General features: G+C 64.7%; 20 protein-coding genes and 2 pseudogenes. 13 read left to right on the top strand and 9 right to left on the bottom strand.

Translation table 11 applies throughout. The features are described from left to right. The first annotated feature begins 84 nt into the window (after window positions 1–84). The 5 genes from J7E80_RS21215 to J7E80_RS24480 all read left to right on the top strand — a co-directional run bounded on the left by J7E80_RS21215 (window position 85) and on the right by J7E80_RS24480 (window position 8,198). Window positions 85–996: an MBL fold metallo-hydrolase gene (locus J7E80_RS21215; RefSeq protein WP_215054191.1), complete on the top strand. Its 912-nt coding sequence runs from the start codon at window positions 85–87 to the stop codon at window positions 994–996. Between the two features lie 18 nt (window positions 997–1,014). Further along, complete coding sequence (locus J7E80_RS21210) at window positions 1,015–2,535, top strand: carboxylesterase/lipase family protein (protein WP_215054190.1); 1,521 nt, start codon at window positions 1,015–1,017, stop codon at window positions 2,533–2,535. Beyond that, window positions 2,423–3,010, top strand: a complete 588-nt coding sequence (locus tag J7E80_RS21205; RefSeq protein ID WP_311380906.1) for a RidA family protein — start codon at window positions 2,423–2,425, stop codon at window positions 3,008–3,010. Before J7E80_RS21210 ends, J7E80_RS21205 begins: the two co-directional genes overlap by 113 nt. A gap of 74 nt (window positions 3,011–3,084) precedes the next feature. Beyond that, window positions 3,085–5,877 (top strand): LuxR family transcriptional regulator, encoded by a 2,793-nt coding sequence (locus tag J7E80_RS21200; protein ID WP_215054189.1) that lies wholly within the window; start codon window positions 3,085–3,087, stop codon window positions 5,875–5,877. A gap of 110 nt (window positions 5,878–5,987) precedes the next feature. Further along, a complete protein-coding gene (locus J7E80_RS24480; RefSeq protein ID WP_215054188.1) occupies window positions 5,988–8,198 on the top strand; it encodes an FUSC family protein in 2,211 nt (736 codons plus the stop codon). A 921-nt stretch (window positions 8,199–9,119) separates the two neighbouring features. On the opposite strand, the gene J7E80_RS21190 is transcribed toward J7E80_RS24480, so the two are convergent. Together J7E80_RS21190 and J7E80_RS24055 are read right to left on the bottom strand one after the other, a co-directional pair. After that, on the bottom strand, window positions 9,120–9,581 hold the full coding sequence (locus J7E80_RS21190) for an SRPBCC domain-containing protein (RefSeq protein ID WP_215054187.1): 462 nt from the start codon (window positions 9,579–9,581) through the stop codon (window positions 9,120–9,122). A gap of 9 nt (window positions 9,582–9,590) precedes the next feature. Next, entirely contained in the window at window positions 9,591–9,791 is a 201-nt protein-coding gene (locus tag J7E80_RS24055; protein ID WP_311380905.1) for a dihydrofolate reductase family protein, read from the bottom strand. A 39-nt stretch (window positions 9,792–9,830) separates the two neighbouring features. On the opposite strand from J7E80_RS24055, the gene J7E80_RS24050 reads away from it, so the two are divergent. The 4 genes from J7E80_RS24050 (at window position 9,831) to J7E80_RS21165 (ending at window position 13,909) form a co-directional block, all read left to right on the top strand. Beyond that, complete coding sequence (locus J7E80_RS24050; protein WP_251037197.1) at window positions 9,831–10,250, top strand: hypothetical protein; 420 nt, start codon at window positions 9,831–9,833, stop codon at window positions 10,248–10,250. A 1,218-nt stretch (window positions 10,251–11,468) separates the two neighbouring features. Beyond that, a complete protein-coding gene (locus J7E80_RS21175) occupies window positions 11,469–11,636 on the top strand; it encodes a hypothetical protein (protein ID WP_215054184.1) in 168 nt (55 codons plus the stop codon). A gap of 1,095 nt (window positions 11,637–12,731) precedes the next feature. Beyond that, on the top strand, window positions 12,732–13,058 hold the full coding sequence (locus tag J7E80_RS21170; RefSeq protein WP_215054183.1) for a helix-turn-helix domain containing protein: 327 nt from the start codon (window positions 12,732–12,734) through the stop codon (window positions 13,056–13,058). Then, window positions 13,055–13,909, top strand: coding sequence for an IS3 family transposase (locus tag J7E80_RS21165; protein WP_215054182.1), 855 nt, complete (start codon window positions 13,055–13,057; stop codon window positions 13,907–13,909). The genes J7E80_RS21170 and J7E80_RS21165 overlap by 4 nt, the downstream gene beginning before the upstream one ends. Window positions 13,910–13,978: 69 nt before the next feature. On the opposite strand, the gene J7E80_RS24365 is transcribed toward J7E80_RS21165, so the two are convergent. Next, entirely contained in the window at window positions 13,979–14,113 is a 135-nt protein-coding gene (locus tag J7E80_RS24365) for a hypothetical protein (protein WP_285291897.1), read from the bottom strand. A 79-nt stretch (window positions 14,114–14,192) separates the two neighbouring features. Next, on the bottom strand, window positions 14,193–14,357 hold the full coding sequence (locus J7E80_RS24045) for an HYR domain-containing protein (RefSeq protein WP_215054181.1): 165 nt from the start codon (window positions 14,355–14,357) through the stop codon (window positions 14,193–14,195). Between the two features lie 556 nt (window positions 14,358–14,913). Between J7E80_RS24045 and J7E80_RS21155 the strand changes: the two genes are divergently transcribed. Together J7E80_RS21155 and J7E80_RS21150 are read left to right on the top strand one after the other, a co-directional pair. Then, window positions 14,914–15,318: a hypothetical protein gene (locus J7E80_RS21155; RefSeq protein WP_215054180.1), complete on the top strand. Its 405-nt coding sequence runs from the start codon at window positions 14,914–14,916 to the stop codon at window positions 15,316–15,318. A gap of 514 nt (window positions 15,319–15,832) precedes the next feature. After that, window positions 15,833–16,036, top strand: coding sequence for a cold-shock protein (locus tag J7E80_RS21150; RefSeq protein ID WP_214838723.1), 204 nt, complete (start codon window positions 15,833–15,835; stop codon window positions 16,034–16,036). 153 nt (window positions 16,037–16,189) lie between these two features. On the opposite strand, the gene J7E80_RS21145 is transcribed toward J7E80_RS21150, so the two are convergent. The 5 genes and pseudogenes from J7E80_RS21145 to J7E80_RS21130 form a co-directional block, all read right to left on the bottom strand. Beyond that, window positions 16,190–16,333, bottom strand: coding sequence for a hypothetical protein (locus J7E80_RS21145; protein WP_215054179.1), 144 nt, complete (start codon window positions 16,331–16,333; stop codon window positions 16,190–16,192). Window positions 16,334–16,442: 109 nt separating this feature from the next. Further along, window positions 16,443–16,730 (bottom strand): hypothetical protein, encoded by a 288-nt coding sequence (locus J7E80_RS21140; protein ID WP_215054178.1) that lies wholly within the window; start codon window positions 16,728–16,730, stop codon window positions 16,443–16,445. A gap of 13 nt (window positions 16,731–16,743) precedes the next feature. Continuing rightward, the gene (locus tag J7E80_RS21135) at window positions 16,744–17,076 is read right to left on the bottom strand and encodes a hypothetical protein (RefSeq protein ID WP_215054177.1); all 333 of its coding nucleotides are present in this window, start codon (window positions 17,074–17,076) and stop codon (window positions 16,744–16,746) included. 33 nt (window positions 17,077–17,109) lie between these two features. Continuing rightward, window positions 17,110–17,254: pseudogene (locus tag J7E80_RS24040) on the bottom strand (DUF4113 domain-containing protein); the annotation flags it as partial. Window positions 17,255–17,309: 55 nt separating this feature from the next. Next, a complete protein-coding gene (locus tag J7E80_RS21130) occupies window positions 17,310–17,759 on the bottom strand; it encodes a transposase (protein WP_285291896.1) in 450 nt (149 codons plus the stop codon). A gap of 213 nt (window positions 17,760–17,972) precedes the next feature. Here J7E80_RS21130 and J7E80_RS21125 point away from each other — a divergent pair, with 213 nt between their 5' ends. Together J7E80_RS21125 and J7E80_RS21120 are read left to right on the top strand one after the other, a co-directional pair. Next, window positions 17,973–19,007, top strand: a complete 1,035-nt coding sequence (locus tag J7E80_RS21125; RefSeq protein ID WP_215054175.1) for a LacI family DNA-binding transcriptional regulator — start codon at window positions 17,973–17,975, stop codon at window positions 19,005–19,007. Between the two features lie 202 nt (window positions 19,008–19,209). Further along, a pseudogene (locus tag J7E80_RS21120) lies at window positions 19,210–19,420 on the top strand (hypothetical protein); the annotation flags it as partial.

Raw genomic sequence — 19,420 nt, 5'->3', positions numbered from 1 at the left:
CAATCTCCCGGGCGACAAATTAGGGCACCAGAGATATAGCCTGGACCGCCGCTACCGTACCGTCTCAAGAAATAAGGACTATTCATGGACCAGATCACCCTGGGCGATGTGACCATTACACGGGTTTGGGAATACTACGGGCCCGTCGACATGACGCCCGAGACCTTCTTCCCGGAAAGCCCTCAGCAGACATGGGAGGAAAACTCCTCATGGTTGGCGCCGCACTTCCTGGACTCCGAGACGCAGATCGTCAATTCTGCGATCCAGACTTGGCTGCTGCGCAGCGGGGGCAAGAACATCCTCATCGACACCGGAGTTGGCAACCACAAGGAGCGGCCTTACGCGCCGGTCTGGAGCCACCTCAACACCGATTTCCTCGGCAACCTGGCCCGTGCCGGCGTCCGGGCCGAGGACGTGGACATCGTGGTAAATACGCACCTCCACATCGACCACGTCGGATGGAACACGTACCTGGACGGCCGGACGTGGGTGCCGACCTTCCCCAACGCCACCTACCTGATGCCCAAGACCGATTTCGACTTCTGGAACCCGGCCAACGGCTACAAGCCGCTGCTCGGCCGGGGCAATCAGAACGTGTTCGAGGATAGCGTCGCCCCCGTCCACGAGGCAGGCCAGACGTTGCTGTGGGAGGACAGCTACACAATCGACGAGAACCTGCGCTTGGATCTTGCGCCGGGACATACCCCTGGGTCGTCCGTGGTCACCCTCGACTCCGGCTCTGACCGCGCGGTGTTCGTCGGCGACATGCTGCACAGTCCGGTACAAATCTTGGAGCCGGACTCGAACAGCTGCTTCTGCGAGGACCCTGCCGGCGCCAGAGCCACACGCCGCAAAATTCTCGGCTGGGCGGCCGACAACAACGCACTCGTCGTTCCCGCACACCTGGGTGGTCCGGGCGCCGCCGAGGTGGTCCGCGAGGGGAGCAAGTTCTCCATCAAAGGCTGGGCTCCGTTCGCACCGTACTCCCAGGGCTGAGACCGCAGAAAGGAAACCATGAGTCACCATCCCGACACCACCAAGAACATCAAAGACGCCGAAAACACAGTCATCACCGCTCAGGGCGCAGTCCGGGGCTTGCGCCACGACGGAACGACCGCCTTCCTGAACATCCCCTACGCCGCAGCCCCGCTGGGCGCCGGCCGGTTCCAAGCTCCGCAGCCGCACGCACCCTGGCAGGATGTGCGGGACGCGACCAATCCGGGGCCGAATGCGCCGCAGTCCGAACGCAAACTCGGCCACGTGGACATGTCCCCCTACTTCGGTCCCGGGTGGATCCGCGGAGAGGACTACCTGACCGTCAACGTCTGGACGCCTCAGACCGATGGCAAGCGGCTGCCGGTGATGGTCTTCGTGCACGGTGGCGGTTTCGTGGCAGGGTCCACCCGGTCGGAACTCTATGACGGCACCGGGTTCGCACGGGACGGCGTCGTCCTGGTGACCCTGAACTACCGGCTGGGCATCCCCGGTTTCCTCGACCTTCCCGGCGCGCCCCCCAACCGGGGTGTGCTCGACGTGATGGCCGCCCTGCGCTGGGTGCAGGAAAACATCGCAGCGTTCGGTGGTGACCCCTCCAGTGTCACGCTCTTCGGCCAGTCCGCGGGAGCCACGATCGTCAGCGCCATGTTGGCCGATCCTGAGGCCGAAGGCCTGTTCCGGCGCGCGATCGTCCAGAGCGGCAGCGGCCTGGGGGCCTTCACACCCGAGCAGGCCGCCCGGGTCACCCGCGCCGCAGCCGAGGCGTTGGGCGTCGAGCCTCGCGTCGAGGCGTTCGCGGGCATCCCCGATGAGGACCTTGTCGACATCATGCCCAAGCTGTCGGGCCTCGATCTGCGGACCGAGACCGATGGCGACCCGCTCATCGGCCTCAGCCCGTTCAGCGTCGTACTCGACCAGCAGCCGGCAGAGGCGGTCGCCGCCGGACAAGGCGGCGCCATCGACCTGCTCGTGGGAACCAACACGGAGGAAGGCAACCTCTATCTGGCACCGCTAGGGAACCTCTCCACGTCGACCGAGGCAGATGTCGACGCCGCCGCGGACCGCTCCCACCGGGATCCCGTCGGCCTCGTGGAGACCTACCGCAAAGCCCGGCCGCAGGCGTCCTTCGGCGAGCTTCGCTCCGCCATCATGGGCGACGCTCTGTTTGGCGCCGGCAGCTGGCGCCTCGCGGACGCGCACGCCGGGCACAAAGCCTCCGCCACATACAGCTACCTGTTCGCTTGGCGGTCCAACAGCCTCGGGGGCGAGCTCGGCGCCACCCACGCCATGGAGCTGCCATTCGTCTTCGACATCACCGGGCTGCCGCAACTGCACGGCCGTGAGGCCCTCCTTGGTCCGGACGAGCCGCCCGCAGAACTGGCCGCCCGCATGCACGCGGCCTGGGTGGCCTTCGCCAGGACCGGCGATCCCGGCTGGGACCGGTACGACACCGTCCGTCGCGCCACCCTCCGCATCGACGACGGCGTCTGGGCTGTACAGGACGACCCGCGCAGCGAGGAACGCAAGGCGTGGCGCTGAACCGCCGGCTCGGCCCGCTCTGCTGAGCAGGCCGGCCCACCAGGGCCGAGCAATAATTTCGATCCCCCTCACCCCCCTCCAAGGAAAACGCTATGAGCAGAACCATCGTCGGCACGGACCAGGCGCCGAATCTCAACGCACCCCTCTCCCAGGGCGTACGCAAGGGCCCATCCTCCAGATATCGGGCCAGCTTCCGTTCGACCCGCACACCGGTGACCTCGTCGGTACGACGGTCGCAGAGCAGACGACTCGGGTCCTGCGCAACGTCGCCGCGGTGCTGGATGCGGCAGGGGCGGGCATGGCAGACGTCGTCATGCTGCGGGTCTATCTCACCGATCCTGCCAACCTGGCGGAGATGAACGACGCGTACGCCGTGGCTGTAGGCGAGCCCTATCCCGCCCGCACCACCGTCTACATGAAGCTGCCCCCCGGGCTGCTGGTTGAGATCGACGCCCTGGCGGTACTGACCGACTGAAAATATGGGCGGCGCTGCGCGGTAGCTGGCTATGATTGGTGCTGGCTAACATCCGCAGTTCCTTGGAGGCTCTTGTGAGTGAGCGCGTGGCGGAACACGGCGCAATCACGGGAGCGGAGTGCGGCCTCAGTCACTCGCTCGTCGGGCGAGTGACTGAGGCCGAGCGCCTCGGCGGCCTGGTGGAGTCCATGCCGTCCAGCAGCCAGGTCCTGGTAATGATCGGCGACCCGGGCGCGGGCAAGAGCATCCTCTTGGACGGCACCGCCCGGCGTGCACGCGCGGCTGGCCACCAGGTGCTGACTGCGACCGGCAGCGAGACGGAGGCCTACCTCGCCTTCGCGGGGCTGCACCAGATTCTGCGGCCCGCCATGGCCGCTGCAGAGAGTCTGCCCGTCCGCCAGCGCGCGGCCCTGCTCGGGGCGTTCGCTCTGGAGCCCGCTCCAGACATCCCGGACATGATGCTCCTTGGCGTAGCGGTCCTGACCTTGCTGTCCGATCTGGCAGACCGGGAGCCCCTTCTGGTCGTGGTGGACGATGCGCAGTGGATCGACCGGGCCTCCCTGGACGTCCTGGCATTCGTCGCCCGGCGGCTGGCCGTCGAACCGGTCACCTTGCTATTGGCTGTTCGAAGTGGCGACCCATTTCCGGGACTCAAGGAGCACCCGACACTCATGTTGGACCCGCTCGACGAAGCGGCGGCCAATCGTCTCCTCGACGCGGGGCAGCCCCAGCTCCCAAACGGTCGGATGCGCTGGCAGATCCTTGACCAGGCGGCCGGAAATCCGCTCGCTCTGCTTGAGCTGGCAGGCGCGGCAACGCGCGGGGGGAAACTGCCATCCGGTGCGGCGGCCGGTCCGCTGCCCCTCACCGAGCGGCTTGAGCGGATCTATGCCGCGCACCTGGACGAGCTGCCCGAGGCTACTGAACGTGCTCTGGTGCTGTTGGCAGCTGCGGACGCGGCGGACCCAGCGACGGCTGTGTTCCTCGGACTGCCCGACCTGGGGGACAAGGCATGGCTGCCCGCGCAGCAGGCGGGCCTGGTCAGGCAGGTCGACCGGCAGATCAGGTTCCGGCACCCCCTCATCCGCTCTGCCGTGTACCACGCAGTGTCGTTCGACGCGCGGCACGATGCCCATCTAAGGCTGGCCGAAGCGCTGCGTGCCGAGCCCGACCGGCGCGCCTGGCACCTGGCCGCGGCTACCGCCCACCCGGACGCGGAAGTGGCGGCCGCGTTGGAGCAGACGGCGGACCGGGCCAGACGCCGCGGCGGTTATGCGGCGGCGGCCAGGACTCTGGAGCGAGCCGCCGAGCTCGCCCCGGAACGCGAAGAGCGCGCGCGGCTGCTGGTAGCCGCCGCCGGCGCGGCCGTCTTCACCGGCCAGCTCGCATGGGTGGACGAACTCACCGCCCAAGCCCGAAGCCTCACCCACGACTTCGCACTCCAGATGGCGGCCTCGCACCAGGCGGCCAGGCTGATGACCCTGACTATGCATCACAACGTCGCCTACGCTGCGCTCACGCGCACCGCGCTGCAGCTGTCGACCACGGCACCGGAGACGGCCCTGGACATCCTTGGCGACGCCGCCGTGGCCCACTTCTACTCGGGCGAGGAATCGCAGCGGCACGAGATCCAGCACATCCTGTCCATCATCGCCGAGGACCCGCCCGACACCACGCTGCGGGCCTGGGTGCGGGCCCTCGCGGATCCGTTCGACAGCGCGGCAGGCATCGCTCCGGAACTGCCGGCCATGATCCGCCAGGAGAAGGGCACGCCGGACCGGCTGATGATCCTTGCCATCACGGCCTGGCTGCTGGACGAGACTCCCCTCGCGGTGAGGACCTTCGACTTGGCCTTCGACCTGTGGCAGACCCAAGGGCCACTCCCGAACGGACTGGGCTGCGCAGCCGCCCTTGCCTATCTGGAACACGGCCGATGGGCGCAGGCCCGCACCGTGTGCGCGGACGTCGCCTCTGTGGCTGCGGTGGCCGGGCTCGAGCACGCTGCGGCGTGCGCGTCGGCCGTCGAGGCGATGGTATGCGCCCAGCAAGGCGATGCGGCTCAAGCACGCATGCTGGCTGACAACGCCCTAGCCCTGATCGACCCGCTCGAGAGCCGGTCGGTCAGCGTCTACGCCCGGCGGGCGCTCGGCACAGTCGCGGCAGCAGAAGGCGACTATGGCGCCGCCTACGAGCAGTTGCGCATGGTTTTCCGCGCTGACGGCGCCCCGCTGCACTATCACGCCTCCTACGCGGCCCTGGCCGAGCTGGCCGCCGCTGCCGCGCGCAGTGGCCACATCGGCGAGGCCGCCGAGATCGTGGAGCGTTCCGCGCAGCAGCTCGGCAGCAGCGCCTCGGCGCGTTTGAAGGCGCTGGTCAACCGAGGCCGTGCGCTGCTCTCCGACCCGGAATACGCCGAATCCTGCTTCCAAGCCGCCCTGGCCGACACCACGCTCGGGCAGTGGCCTTTCGAACGAGCGCAGACGCTCCTGGACCACGCCGAGTGGCTGCGGCGCCGGCGCCGCATCGCCGAAGCGCGGCCGGGGCTCACCGCCGCGCTGGAGACCTTCCGACGCCTCGGCGCCCGACCATGGATCGAACGCGCCCAGGCGGAACTGCGCGCCTCGGGGATCGACATCGCCGATGCCACGCCCGATGCACTCGCCGAGCTCACGCCGCAGCAGTGGCAGATCATCCGGCTGGCCGCCCGCGGGCTCACCAACCGGGAGATCGGCGAGAAACTCTTCGTGTCACCCCGAACGGTCGGCTCGCACCTCTACCGCACCTTCCCCAAGCTCGGCATCACCACCCGCTCGCAGCTCCGTGATGTTCTTGAAGGCACCCCGCCGGGCGACGAAGCAGTCACCTGACGCATACCGCACCGCGCGCTCCCCGGACCAGAATTGGTGAAGGCCGATCGAAACCACGACCGCCTCGACGGCGGAACGGTCGCCGACGCCACACTGAAAGGACGACGACCGTGCGGGAAAGATCGACAGCAGCCTTGTGGAGCCGGTTCTCCGCCTCCGACCCCGGGTTGCTGCGCCTGGTCTCCGCTCTCCGAGCAACCCTGGGAGTTCTCCTCACGCTGGCGGTGCTGACCGCTCTCGCGCAGCCTCTCGAGGCGGTCGTGGCGGGCGGCTTCAGCGCCATGGTCGCCTCGCTCGCCATCAGCGACGTCAGCCCCCGTGACCAGATGCTGACTCTGCTGGGCGGCCTGGTCACCTCGTTCGCCGGCCTCACGGCCGGAGCGCTGCTGGCACCGAATCCTGCCGTGGCCGCTGTGGTCTTCCCAGTGCTGATCTTCGCGGCCGCCTACGTTCGCAGATTCGGCCCGCGCGGACTGGGACTGGGGATCTTCGGCGTTATGATGCTCTTCTTGGCGCAGGTCACCCAGGCAGTGCCCGGGCAGTTGCCGGAACTGGCAGGGGCTCTCGGCGTGGCCATCACCGCCCACGCCCTGGTGCGCTTCGCGCTCGTTCCGACGACCGTTCCAGGCATTCTGCGACGCCTGCAGCGGGCGTTCGACAGCCGTCTGGGCTCTGTGCTGGACGCGACGGCCGAGCTTCTGGCAATGGGGCGCCACGAAACACGGAGTGTTCGGGTTCTGGAAGACCGTATCAACCGCCTGCACGCGTGCGCGCTGCTGATCGAAGACGTCCTGGACCGATGCCCTGTGGATAAGGCCAACACCGCCGCCACGCAGTTCAGGATCGCACGTGCCGAAAGCGCTGCGCGTCGGCTAGCCGTCCTGGTCATGCGCGTGACGCGTGTGCCCCAGCCGCCCCGAGATGCGCAGGCCCACATCCGCGAGCATCTGGTCGGCGAGATACGGGCCCTGCACGACTGCATAGCGAACTCCGATGATGCCTCGCCCGAAGGCCTGCGCGAAGGGCTACTGGACTACTCGGCACACCCGCCGCCATTCGCATCTCCGCAACTACAGCACAGCTATCAGGGAGTCGGCGATCTGGCCCTGGCCCTGTTCGGCCACCACTCGGCCCGAACGGCTCCCGCGCCGGCTACGAGGGAGCCACGGCGAGCTCGCGCAGGGGATCTCACGACCCGTCAGTCCTTCCAGATCGCGGCAGCTGCCGCACTCGCCGCTGCCGGTGGTATCTTGCTCTCACCAGATTTGTGGTACTGGGCCGTGGCCACAGTTTGGGTAGTCTTCATCAGGGTGGAGAGCACCGGGGAGATCCTGCTCCAAGGCGCCAGGCGACTGGTCGGCACGATCCTCGGCGTGGTGTTCGGTTTCGGACTCGCAGTCCTCGCCGACGGGGGCACTTCTACGGGGCTATGCCTGCTCATAGTGTGCCTCTTCGGCATGTTCTACACCCCGCCGGCCGCGTACTGGGCGGTGACCTTCTTCATCACCGGCACGCTCAGCGTGCTCACTGCCCTGCTGCACACCTTCACGACCAGTCTGCTCGTGCTGCGGATCGAAGAGACTGCGCTCGGCGTCGCCTGCGGCGTGCTCGCTGCCGTCCTCATCCTGCCCACCACCGTTCAACAATTGAGCAACGACCGTCTGGTTGAGCTTCTGCTCGCTCTCGGCCGCGTCACCCGTCACGCCGTCGGCAGCCTCGACGACGAACACCTCGCCCGGCGGCTGTCCCAGGATCTGCGGGAACTCGACCAAGCGCTGGAAGCCTTCCGCAGGTCCTGCCTGCCGCTGGCCCACCCGGCCAACCCACAACGCCGCCGGAGTGCCCATGCCCGCTCCCTGATCGGACTCCTGGATGCTTGCGGGTACCATGCGCGGAGCCTCGTCGCCCTGGCAGAGCGGGTTGAGGACGTCCCACCGGTCGCCCTCGCGATCGCCGAGCGGCGCATCGCAAGCACTGTCCAGCGTTTGACCCATCACCTCGAGGCATATGGGAGTTCGGCGCCGGAGCGGCTCGGATGCGACTCCACCGTCACCCTGTCACTGCTCGCCGACGAGTCGAGCCTGCCAAGCATGCGGATATCGCCCGCCCAACGCCTGGTGCTGCATGCTGAACGTCTGGACGCTGCCTTGCTGACCCTTGGCACCACCCTTCTGCCGGACGCTGGCGAGCAGACACCCGGAGAGGTCTGCCTGGGTGCGACCAGGCAGACCGAAGGTTGCCAGACAAGCCTACGGGCAAGAACCCGGGGTAACACACGCTGGCATTACGGTAGAAGGATGCCTGCCGGGCTACGCAGATAACCGCGGCTTCACGTGGCTGTTATTCGGCTTCGCCTAAGGAAGGTCTCGCGTCCGCTTGGCGAGGACTTGGCTTATGCTCTGCCCTTGTGCATCCCTATGTGACTCTGATGACTATTGCTTTGTTGCCTCAGCAGTTCTTCGTCGCCGATGGCGACAAGGTGCCGATGACCTTCAGCCGAAACGCCACGGCCCACACGGTGAATCCCCGCCAGTTCAACCGGCGTTACGCGGTCCAGGGCATCATGATTGCTTGCAGCCTGCTGTACCGACTTGACGAGGAGGCCCGGGGCACACGAGGTGGCCACGGAGGTGTAGTGGCCATGGGCAAAAGGAAGCGAACCTTCAGTACGAGCACATCGCGGAACGCTACCTTTGAGCCACCTACGGCTGGTACGGGGCAAGCTGGGGAGATACTGCTTAGGAGGACCCACCTCCCTTTTGAATGATCACTGGGGAAAGTTGTGGGATGGGTGTCGCAGTCCTGCCGCGCCGTATGCCTTAGCAAAGCGGCTGTTCAGCGGGGACTTTCGCCACCCACCCCTGAGTTGAGAGTTGGTGCGGACTCTGGCGACCCTCAGGCTGTGCGTAGGCATCAGGAGTGAGAAGTGTTCACGACCCCGGTGACCCGGTCGAGGTTATTCCGGATGTCCGTCTACAACGTCGAGCATGCGATCGCCTCTACCGGTACAGCGATCGGGACCTCCCCAAGGATTATTACGGCGGGTTCCACGAATGGGAGAAGGCCGCGGGCGGGAAGATACCGACCTACCTGTATGGGAACAAAGGGGACAGATCGTTGGACGGACGGCGGATCTGACTACCTCTACTGGCGATGCGCGTTATCCGTTTTCCTACTATTTGACCCTTTGAGCGGTGGCCTAGCAACCACATGGGCCACGAAATCGGCCGGAGGGAGGTGCGTCACGCGAGGTAGTTTCCCAGAGCCTCTAGCAGGCCCCGGCTGCCTTCCTCGCGGTTCGGCCCGTCGGCCCAGAATTGGTCGAAGAAGACGCCGTGCTCGACGTGCGTGAACCGGGTGCCCTGGTCGATCGGCTCGAACTCGAACGACGCCACTGACGTCGACATGTGGACCCCGTCGAGCCACATGTCGTATGTCGTGACGATGCGGACGTGCTCGACGATGTCGGTGTACGTGGCCTCGTACCGCGAGACCGGACCGCCGTGAAACGTCCCCTCGTCGACGTCGCGTCCGCCGACGCGGAAGTTGAACGCCCACTCGCCGGGCTCAACGGTGTCGCCGCCGCCGACCCAGTGCCGCTTCTGGTCCTCTTCGGCGAACGCGTCCCAGACGCGCTCGAGGGGAACGGGGTAGTCGCGGGTCAGGGTGAACTCGGCGCGGGCGAGTCGGCGTTCGATCGTCATGTGTACGTCCTATCGCGTGAAGGTGATGTGGGTCGTGCCGCTCTCGGCCACTTCCGTCGTCACCTTGTGGGTGAGGTCGAGGCCGGGCAGGTCGTCCCACAGTCGATTTCCCCGGCCGAGGAGGATCGGGGCGACCATGAGGTGCAACCGGTCGACCAGGCCGGCGCGCAGGAAGTCGCGCGCGGTGCCGATTCCACCGCCGACGCGCACGTGGATGCGGGCCTCACAGGCCTTCCAAATGACCCGGCAATGGTGTGGAACTCCCTCACCCATGCTGACAAGCAAGCAGCCGCCAAGGATCTGGTCGCTCGGGCAATCGAGTTCTCCGCGGATCGGCAAGTGGGTGCCGCATGGAGCCAGGCCACGAGGGAAACCACGCTTCTGGCACATCTAGATGCTCCACAGCGGCAATCGATCGCAGCACGGCTGCTTGAACAGCAGGGAGGACTGTCAGAAGAACAGATCCGGAGCGTGACTCTCGCCAACGACTTCCAGCAGCAGCGCGTCAAGCTCATGGAGAAGGCGGTAGCAGCTGCGGAAGAGACGATGGAACATCTCAAAGCATGGCGGACGCTCTCCCATGTGGTCGTGCCATTTCTCGGTCAATCACCATGCGTCGCCATCCGTCGTCCGGGCGCCGGGGAGACGGCTGCCGGAAACATTGCCTAGGTCATGTCAGTTCCGCTTCTAATATGGGCAGCGGCGGCCCTGCCTGCACGGCTGCGACTCAGTCACCTGCGGACCATTAAGAGCCGGGGTCGGAGCCCTGAAAGAGGATCCCAGCCGGGCAGCTCCATCCGGAAGCCGCAGGCGACGCACTCGGGGACCACAGGTGCGACAAACTCGCCGCATCCCGTCCTACAGGAAGACTGAGCGTTGCCGCCTGCAGTCCACAACTCAGGTGGAAAGAAAGCGGGAGGGCCGGCTTCAGCGGCCCTCCCGCTCGCGGAGCGCTCCCTCCCCCCAAGGGACCCGCAGGAGCTCACCCAGATCCCCGCGTCCCGGTACTGAGGACGCTGTCGGGGCAGCGGGCCTGATCAAAAACGTCCACCGCAGGTGTCCATCGATCAGCTACCCAAAGGCTCGCAGGACGACCCTAGGAAAACCCGAAGCCTGTTCCAGACCCGGGGCCCCCTCAAACTAGTTCCCACAACGTTCATAACTTGTCGTCGCCCGGTTCTGCTGTGTGCCAAGCTGACTTGGATTTCAGATTACGCCGAGCGAGCGGCCATTGGTCGGGATTCGGCTCTGCCACTCCCCCCACCCACATTCGATCACTGTTCGTTCCAGCTGGGGGAGACAGGCCTTCGTACAAAGGGGACGGGGGAGCCCACGACGTCTGACTTTGCATGGGAGGAGTTTCCGTCAAGGCGAAATGACATCCCCAAGAGCGACGGGCCGAAGGGCCGAGGCTGTAGCAGATGGTGCAGTCGTTCTTGCCGCAGACAAGGTGGCCGATGGTTTTCATTGTGGTTTCGCGGCGGAGCATATCGTCGACGAGGGCGACTCAGAAGTTCAGCTTGGGGGACCACGGGGACCCCACGCTGCTGCGACACTTAGTCATGGAAGCCGCCCGCCCACCAGCCTGGGGGCTTCGGCCGAGGCGACCTGCCGCACGATATTGACGCCTTTTGTCACCTTGCTTACCCGATTGTCGTGGGGGTTTCTCTATTCCTTAGAGGATGCGTGGGCGTACGGTGAGCGGCATCATCCGTGCGCTTGCTGGGGGAGCAAAGATGCTAGTTGGGGGACGGCGCAGCGCGCCACAGGTACTTGAAGCGGGGACCCCGGGGGGAACCCTCTGTCAGCACTTCACAGACCACTACACCTTCATTACGAGTTGAAGTGTTTCATGGACTATCGGGGGGATAAATCATGGATTCTGATATGAACACGCCGCAGGACATCGAACCGGAAACGGATGCATTCGCCGGGATTGATTTGTCAATGGTGCAGGCTGATCGCCCGAACGGGCCGCAGAAAACCCGGGGGACGGATGCTCCCCATGCCCGGTTCAGGTCTGCCGTCAGCTTCCGGCGCTGCGACTGGCCATGACCCCAGCCGCTCCGAAAACCCATTCGGCGCTACGGTGCCACCCGTCTGCAGGATAGGCGCCCGGTGTCCGGCCATGTTGGTTCCTACCAGATCGTTTATGAGGTCCTTTGGAGGAAGTAGGCCGCCCTGACGCCCCATCGTTTCCCAGGCTGTGCCCGCACCGCCTGGTTGTTCTCGATCCGGGGCGGTCGTCTATGTCGGGGCTCAGGTTCCCGTGCAGGGAACTGCAGGGTGGCACGGACGCACCTACGCGACCCAATTTTCCTAGCCCGGAGGGTTCACAGCAGTCGTTCGGATAGTGCTACAAAATGCTCAAAATGAAAGTGTGGACAGTAACCACACTCTGGGCTCCGGACTGGGTCTTACATCGGTCGGACTGGCTCGAATTCGTGATGTTTCCGAGAGTTCCCGGTGATGCTCCTATAGGCGTCAAATTGAACATGGCAGTTTGATTCAGGACTGGAGTGACGCGGTTGCCCGCTGAAGGTCGCTTCCCATCCAGGTGCTCCACCCTTTCTCGGACTCAAGACTCGGACGCCATTTCCTCAAACGGAACGGCCAGATAACTGAGGCTGCGGCGACATCTGGCGGTGATCGCATGGCTGCCAACAGTCCAGAGTTGATGCAAGCGACTTCGGAGAGAACCTTGGGATTGCGACGCCCGGTCGGCGGTCTCGAAAGAACAGGCAAGCGCCTTTTTACGGATTTGCCGATGTGCGCGCATTCGGGTCGGCGCCACCTTCGCAATTGACGGATACGCGGTGACTTTGGAGATCCACCCTCACGACCTGAGCCGCGACGGCTTCAGTGACCTGAGGGCACTCCGCACGTGCTCCGGTGTGCCTAAGCGACCTCCGGCAGGGGCCGAACGGACATGTCGGCGTCGGGCTCCCGGGGTAGGGTGCCGTCGAGGGAGCGCCCGGGTCGCGGTCGGCGGCCGTTCGCTCGAGCATGACGGGCGCCCCTGCCCTGCTAAAACTAAGTGGGCAACCGCGCCCCCGGCGGTCGGGGGGCCGCGGCTGTTCCGCGTACGGTCCGGGCTAGCGGATCTGGATGTTGCCGCTCCTGAGCGTGTGGATTCCTGAGTCGTAGCTGGTGACGAAGCCGACGAAACAGTCATATTCTTTCGACTTCAAGCTCGCGTTGGTCGAGCGGTTCCTCGCGGGCGAGACGGCCCCTGATCTTGCGGCCGAGGCTGACCTGTCTTCGCCGGTTTTGCTGAAAACGTGGGTGCGTGCGTATCGTCGCGAGGGCGAGGAGGCATTGCGGCCGAAGCCTAAAGGCCGGCCCAGGAAGGCTGATGCCGCAGCACCGGCTGAAACATCCGAGCTCGAGCAATTGCGCCGGGAGAATGAGCGGTTGCGGGCCGAGGTGGCCTACTTGGGAAAATTACGGGCCTTGAGGGCTCAAAAACAACGGTGAAGGTCCAAGCCCTCATCGCCCTCAAGGCTGCCTTTCCACTGCCGGTTCTGCTGCAGGTCGCCGGTCTCGCCCGGTCGACCTTCTTCTACCACCAGGCCCGCCTGCAGGCACGCGACCCGCAGGAGACACTCAAGACCGCGATCACGGACATCTTCACGGCCAACCACGCCCGGTACGGGCACCGCCGCATCCACACGGAACTGCTCAACCAAGGATGGACGATCGCGAAGAAGACCGTGCTGAAGCTTATGCGCCCCCTCGGCCTGGCCTGCAAGGTCCGGCGGAAGAAGCGCTACAACTCCTACCAAGGCGACCAAGGCACCATTGCGCCGAACCTGCTGAACCGCGAGTTCGACGCCACCGCCCCGAACCAGAAATGGGTGACGGACGTGACCGAATTCAGCGTCGGGGACCGGAAACTTTACCTCTCACCGGTTATGGACCTCTTCTACCGGCAGATCATCTCCCACACCATCGGCATTTCCCCGAACCTGGACCTCACCAACACATCGCTGCGCAACGCCCTATCCTGCCTGGAACCTGGCCAGCAGCCACTCGTGCATTCGGACCAGGGATTCCAGTACCGGCACGCTTCCTGGCGGACTCTCCTTAAGGGCGCCGGCGCAACCCAATCAATGTCCCGCAAGGGCAACTGCTACGACAACGCAGTGATGGAGAACTTCTTCGGTCACCTCAAGGAGGAGATGTTTCACAACGTGCGATACATCAGCACCGACGCACTGGCCAGGCACCTGAACGAATATATCCACTGGTACAACAACCAGCGGATCTCGACAAAGCTCGAGGGCCTGAGCCCGGTGCAATACCGGGCCCAGGCCCTCGCGGCTTAGGATCTTATTTGGCCAGTCCAACCATCGGGGACCAGTTCAAGGCTGCCGGGGGATTGCTTGCCCGTATTTTCAGCAGCCAAGGGCTGCTCGTATCCGGGTGCCGTCCGCGGTGAGTTCGGTGGCCTGCGCGTCGGTGAGCTTGCCGGCCGTCCGGAAGTCGGCGACCTGGCCGAGGAAGTCGGCCAGCTTTGTTGCAGGCCGCATCAATTTTGCCGGCGGCGATCGCGTCCTGGGCGCCGGTGATCTTGTTCAGCAGGCTGTTCTCCACGGTGGCCTTGAGCGGTTAGGCAATGATCAGCGTCTCGAGGTCTTCCATCTGCCCGGCGGCGCCGACCACGGTGACGGTGAAGCTGCCGGTGGTCTGGTTACCGGTGACGTCGGTGGCGGTGCAATCGACGGTGGTGGTGCCGATCGGGAAGGTGGCCCCTGAAGCGGGCGCGCAAGTCACTCACTGCGTTCGCGGGGGATCCATTCCCGGTTGACGACAAGCGCTACAACTTCGTACCCGACGGTCACCGTTCTCCGCCATCTTGCCCGGGCATGGCGTTGGCGGCCGGCATTGTTTGTACCGCCTTGGCCTGGGCTGTACGGTCGGCTTCAACGTCTCCGACACGACCTGGGACTGCCCCTGCCTCGGCTCTCGCTACGCCACCGACGGCACCATCGTCAAGGACCCGCCACCAAAAACCTCCCACCCGGACCGCAACCCTGACCACCGCCGGCCGCTGCCCGCCGATGGACGACGGGCAGATTGTGAGGGGAAAGAATGAGCTCCCTTGGGCTCAGGATGCCGAAATATCGTGGGCCACCGACAAACGTTTCCTCCGCGGATGGGGGGAGCGAGCCAGTCGCCGGCAGGGCACCGGTCCAGTCATCCGAACCGTCGGAAACGGGCACCGTGCAGACGTCGACCTCGAGCGGTCTCCACCCTACGATTGGAACGTCACGCCAGCAGACGTGGCATTCGTTCCGGTCCATGCACCGATCCAATTGGCAAGGAGATCATGATGCTCGGAGAACAAATCGGGGAACTCAACGGACAAACCATCAGCACGCGGGTTCTGGAAGACATGGGTCGCGGTCCGCGCACTGAAGTGACTGACCATCAGGTCGGCACGCTCTGCGGTGCCCAGGTTGACGTCACGGTCACCTACGTCGGCACGATTCGTCCCAGCGGCACGGTGGCCGGCAGCGGAAACGGTTTTGTTGTCACCGCAAGCGGGCAGACTGCGACCTTCACCGGCCACGGTGTCGGTAGTTTCACCGGTCCGGGTCAACTCACCTGGCGGGGTGCATTGTTCTACGAAACCACGTCAGACGAGTTGAGTAACCTCAACGGGATCGCAGTCTTGTTCGAGTACCAGGTGGCCGATGGCAAGTCCGAAGGCCGCCTCTTCGAGTGGAAGTAGCGCTGCGCACTCGGAAATCGACGCAGCTGAGTCCCGGATTCCCGCGGCGGAGCAGCGGGCCGCCTGGGGCCAGCGCGTCAGCCTTCCGACGGTGAAGCTCGACGTCGACGGTGCCGGTCCTGCTTCCGTCGCCTTTTTAGCGGTGTGGTCGATCTCCTCACCGGGGCCACCGCATTGCCCGCAAACCTTGTCCCGATGGATGACTCGCGTCCTGACCTCCGCCGGGATGGTACGGGCCGAGGCGTTATAGCCGCCGGCGAGGAGGTGCGCGATCTTCATATTGCGTGCGGCGCGGACGTCGAAGCCCAACACAACGCGCTGCGCATGGCCCGGTTGTGAGCAGGTCTTCCTTGACACGGCCTCCGGAAAACTCGCTCGCAGGCCCGAACTCGACAAAAGGCTCTTGCGCCGATACGCGGGGAACCGTAGTTTTGGGACCAGCGGGAGAGTACTTCCGTGCCGCCGGTGCCGTGAAACCCGCGGGTGAGATGAAGAGTTTCTAGGGGCAGCGGGCATGGCAACAGGCACAGTGAAATGGTTCAACTCCGAAAAGGGCTTCGGTTTCATCGCTCCTGATGACGGATCCGCAGATGTCTTTGCCCATTACTCCGCGATTGCTTCCAGCGGTTACCGCTCCTTGGAAGAGAACCAAAAGGTTCAGTTCGAGGTAGCCCAGGGTCCGAAGGGTCCGCAGGCGGAGAACATCCGCCCGATGTGACCGCCGGTCCGGACCGGAATCGGGCTAGGTGCCTTCTCCGGGCTGGCTGCGTCGAAGAACCGGTGCTCCGGGGGTGTTTGTGTTCCTTCCGCCGTGGCCCGGATGAAATCCAGGTCCTGCTGGGAGAGCATTGCCTGGCCGTGCTCGTCACGGTCAGCCCTTACGCCGGTTTCCTGGCAGATCTCTTCCGGGCATTGCGGCCACCAGTGCAGCCTTAGCATCTTCGTAGGTGTCGCCCGGGGCGGAGATGTGATCGGTGCTGCCGTCCGGCATCTGGATCGTTCCTGTGATTTCCACCGGATAATCCTGGTTGGATGGCCGCCGGCCACGGCCGGCTGCGCGGCGAAGCCCTGGTCCTGTTCACGTACCCATCCCATCAAGGGTTCAAACATCCCCGACCTTCGGATCAGCTGTCGTCAAAATCGAGGCCTTCCAGGGCCTCGATTTCCACCATGTCCAGGAGCTCCGCTGTGTCGGCCCCGGTGGCGCGGGCGAGATCATCGAGGGCGGCGAACCGGGCGCGGGCCAGGACGATGGCCAGCTCCGCCAGGGAGCCGGGTCCGTTGCGCTGCACCAGGTCATCCAGGATTGCGTGCATTCGTCCTGTCATTGCGCTGGGGCCTTCGGATTCCTCGGCTGCAAGGCGCGTGAGCGTCAGCGCGGCCAGGGCCGGGTCGTCGTAGATGAGTCCCATGGCCCCACGCTACTCATGGCTGCCCTCTGTTGTCAGTGATGGACTCCAGAAGCCACTGCTGCGCCAGGGGATCGCGGCGCAGCTCAAAGGTCCGCAGCGCCGAGGTTGAGGGTCCGAGGCGGACCTGCACCCGCCAGTACTCGATGTCTACTACGTTCCCGACGCCTGGCGGGGTCGAGCGCTGGGTATCCCACCAGGAGTCCCTAGTGAACCAGTGGGCCGTGTCGACGTCAGGGTCAACGACCCAGATCTGGCCATCATGGCGGACGGCCAAGGGTGTCCCGTCCGGGCTAAAGCGGACGGCGACCGCTTCGAGAGCGTGTGGTGCTTCTGGTGCCAGGGTCATCCTGGGTTCCTTTCGGTACGAGACTGGCCGGGGTTAGGCAGCTTTGACGAGGGGGAGTTCGTCCCAGTGGGCGGTGTATCTGGGGGGAGAGTATGTCGCGTTTCATGGTCCAGTCCGGGCCGCCTTTGATGCCGGCATGGCCCAGGCCGATGGAGCCGCGGTTGTAGCGCTTGCTGACGTAGTGGTTGCCACCCCGCGTCGCTTTCGCGGATCCAATGGTGAGAACTCTCAGATCAGGACATGTTCCGCTGCGATAGCTCAGATGGATAGCTGGAGGGGGAAGACGGTAACGCCACTAATGCTTGCTGTCCTACGGTATGCCCTGCTCCCTGTGTCGGTTGCGGTGCCTGGACGTTGATTCCTCTACCGGCCAAGTAGCTGCGGTTAGCGCCGGAGGTGTACGCCTTGTCAGCCAGCACCCGGTCGGGCCGGATGCGTGGCCGTCCCCGGGAGTTGCCCGCGACCGAGATGGTCTCCAGCACCGCTTGGAAGAATGAGGTGGCGGCGGCCTGGCCGGCGGTGAGGACGAGGCCCAGCGGTCGTCCTTCGCCGTCCGTGGCAAGGTGGATTTTGCACGTCATTCCGCCTCTGGACTTGCCGATCGCGTGATCCCCGGGCTCCTCAGCGCCGAGTTTCTTGTAATTCTGTGGGGCCCCCTGTGACCCGGGGAAGGGTGGCGCCATGCTGATGTACCCGGGTGATCGTCGCGTCCACCGACACTGTCCAGTCAACATCCCCTGCCCGCTGGCCGGCTGCCTGGACGGCGCTGTCTGGACGGCGCTGCCTGGACGGCCGTAAGGACATTGGCCCTTGAAGCGGCTTTCGGCCCAAATTCGTTCCAACGATGTAATCTGCTGTGGAGGCGGAAACTAACGTGTGCGCGGAAGAGGGAAAAGTTGGCAATAACCATGCGGGATGTGGCCCAGGCGGCGGATGTGTCGATCAAGACCGTGTCGAACGTCATCAATGAACATCCAAACATCAAAACAGGGACGCGCGAGCGGGTTTTGCTGGCCATTGAAAAACTTGGTTACCAGCCCAACCTCTCTGCCCGTGGATTAAGGTCGGGCCGCACAGATGTCATTAGCCTCATCATTCCGGATTTAAAAAACGCGTACTTCGCCGAACTGGCTGACGCCGTAATGACTGCCGCGTCAAAGCGGGGGAAAGTCGTGATCATCGAGCAAAGCGGAGGCCTAAGGGAACGTGAACTGGAAATCCTGCATGGTCCAAGGATGCGAATGGTTGACGGCGTCCTCTACAGCGTCTTGGGCCTGAGCCAGGAGGACGCGGACCTCATTGACATCCCGACACCCATCGTCCTGCTCGGTGAGCGGATCTTCCACGGCCCCGCGGACCACGTGACAATGCAAAACATTGAGGCTTCGCAAGCTGCCACGGAACACCTCCTGCAACGCGGACGAACCAAGTTGCTCGCTTTCGGGGCCCACAGGAATGAAGTCATTGGCTCAGCGGGGCTCCGGCTGGAAGGTTACCGTCGCGCCCTGCGGAACGCGGGACTTGAGTATCGGGACGAGTTGGCAATCGATGTCCAGTTGTGGCACCGATCCGACGGTGCCCAGGCCATGCGCCAGGTTTTGGAGTCCGGATTGGCGTTCGACGGCGTCGTGGCCTTCAACGACTCCCTCGCCCTGGGCGCGATGCGGGTCATGCAGGACGCCGGGCTGAAAATCCCGGAGGATGTGGCAATTATTGGCTTTGACGATATCGATGAGACCCGGTACTCACTGCCGACGTTGTCGACGATCGATCCGGGTCGGCGGGAGATAGCCGAAACCGCCGTCGTGATGCTCCTGGAACGTATCGAGGGCGCTGCCGCGCCAGCAGCCGCCCGCGAGTTCGAGGCCGAATTCAAGGTCATCAGCCGGGAGTCGACGGCCATCCCGAGTTCACATGGAGCCAACGCCTAATTTCTTCTTGACATGTAAGTCCCGTCACACCATGATGGATTTACAACGATTACTTACATCGATGTAAACATCTCGGAATCTTCTGTGATCCCGATCGCCGAGTCCGTCCAGCTTCTTCCACGCCAGCACTGGCTGTAGGACGGGCCACCCTCACTGCTCTACCTCCGACGACGACGTCCATGCACGACCGAAGGGAATCTACGTGAACAAGAAAGCAATCGCAGCGGCTATGTCAGCCGCTGCCTTGGCTGCCACCCTGGCAGGCTGCAGTGGCGGCGGGGATGCCGCGGGGGCCGGCGCCAACAGCACCAATTGCACCAACAAGATTGTCCATGCCGACGCGCCGAAGGTCTCCGTTTGGGCCTGGTACCCCAACATGGCCACGGTGGTCGATAACTTCAACAACTCCCACA

The organism is Arthrobacter sp. ISL-28 (assembly GCF_018613875.1).
Lineage (GTDB): Bacteria > Actinomycetota > Actinomycetes > Actinomycetales > Micrococcaceae > Arthrobacter.
Note: the sequence above shows the minus strand (reverse complement) of the source record. Positions and strands in the feature narration are given on the sequence as shown.

Excerpts from the sequence above, each read along its gene's own strand:
- J7E80_RS21215 (WP_215054191.1), top strand. The coding sequence starts at position 85 with ATGGACCAGATCACCCTGGGCGATGTGACCATTACACGGGTTTGGGAA.
- J7E80_RS21210 (WP_215054190.1), top strand. The coding sequence starts at position 1,015 with ATGAGTCACCATCCCGACACCACCAAGAACATCAAAGACGCCGAAAAC.
- J7E80_RS21190 (WP_215054187.1), bottom strand. The coding sequence starts at position 9,581 with ATGACGATCGAACGCCGACTCGCCCGCGCCGAGTTCACCCTGACCCGC.
- J7E80_RS24050 (WP_251037197.1), top strand. The coding sequence starts at position 9,831 with ATGGTGTGGAACTCCCTCACCCATGCTGACAAGCAAGCAGCCGCCAAG.
- J7E80_RS21175 (WP_215054184.1), top strand. The coding sequence starts at position 11,469 with ATGAACACGCCGCAGGACATCGAACCGGAAACGGATGCATTCGCCGGG.
- J7E80_RS24365 (WP_285291897.1), bottom strand. The coding sequence starts at position 14,113 with ATGCGGCCTGCAACAAAGCTGGCCGACTTCCTCGGCCAGGTCGCCGAC.
- J7E80_RS21155 (WP_215054180.1), top strand. The coding sequence starts at position 14,914 with ATGATGCTCGGAGAACAAATCGGGGAACTCAACGGACAAACCATCAGC.
- J7E80_RS21150 (WP_214838723.1), top strand. The coding sequence starts at position 15,833 with ATGGCAACAGGCACAGTGAAATGGTTCAACTCCGAAAAGGGCTTCGGT.
- J7E80_RS21140 (WP_215054178.1), bottom strand. The coding sequence starts at position 16,730 with ATGGGACTCATCTACGACGACCCGGCCCTGGCCGCGCTGACGCTCACG.
- J7E80_RS21135 (WP_215054177.1), bottom strand. The coding sequence starts at position 17,076 with ATGACCCTGGCACCAGAAGCACCACACGCTCTCGAAGCGGTCGCCGTC.
- J7E80_RS21130 (WP_285291896.1), bottom strand. The coding sequence starts at position 17,759 with ATGGCGCCACCCTTCCCCGGGTCACAGGGGGCCCCACAGAATTACAAG.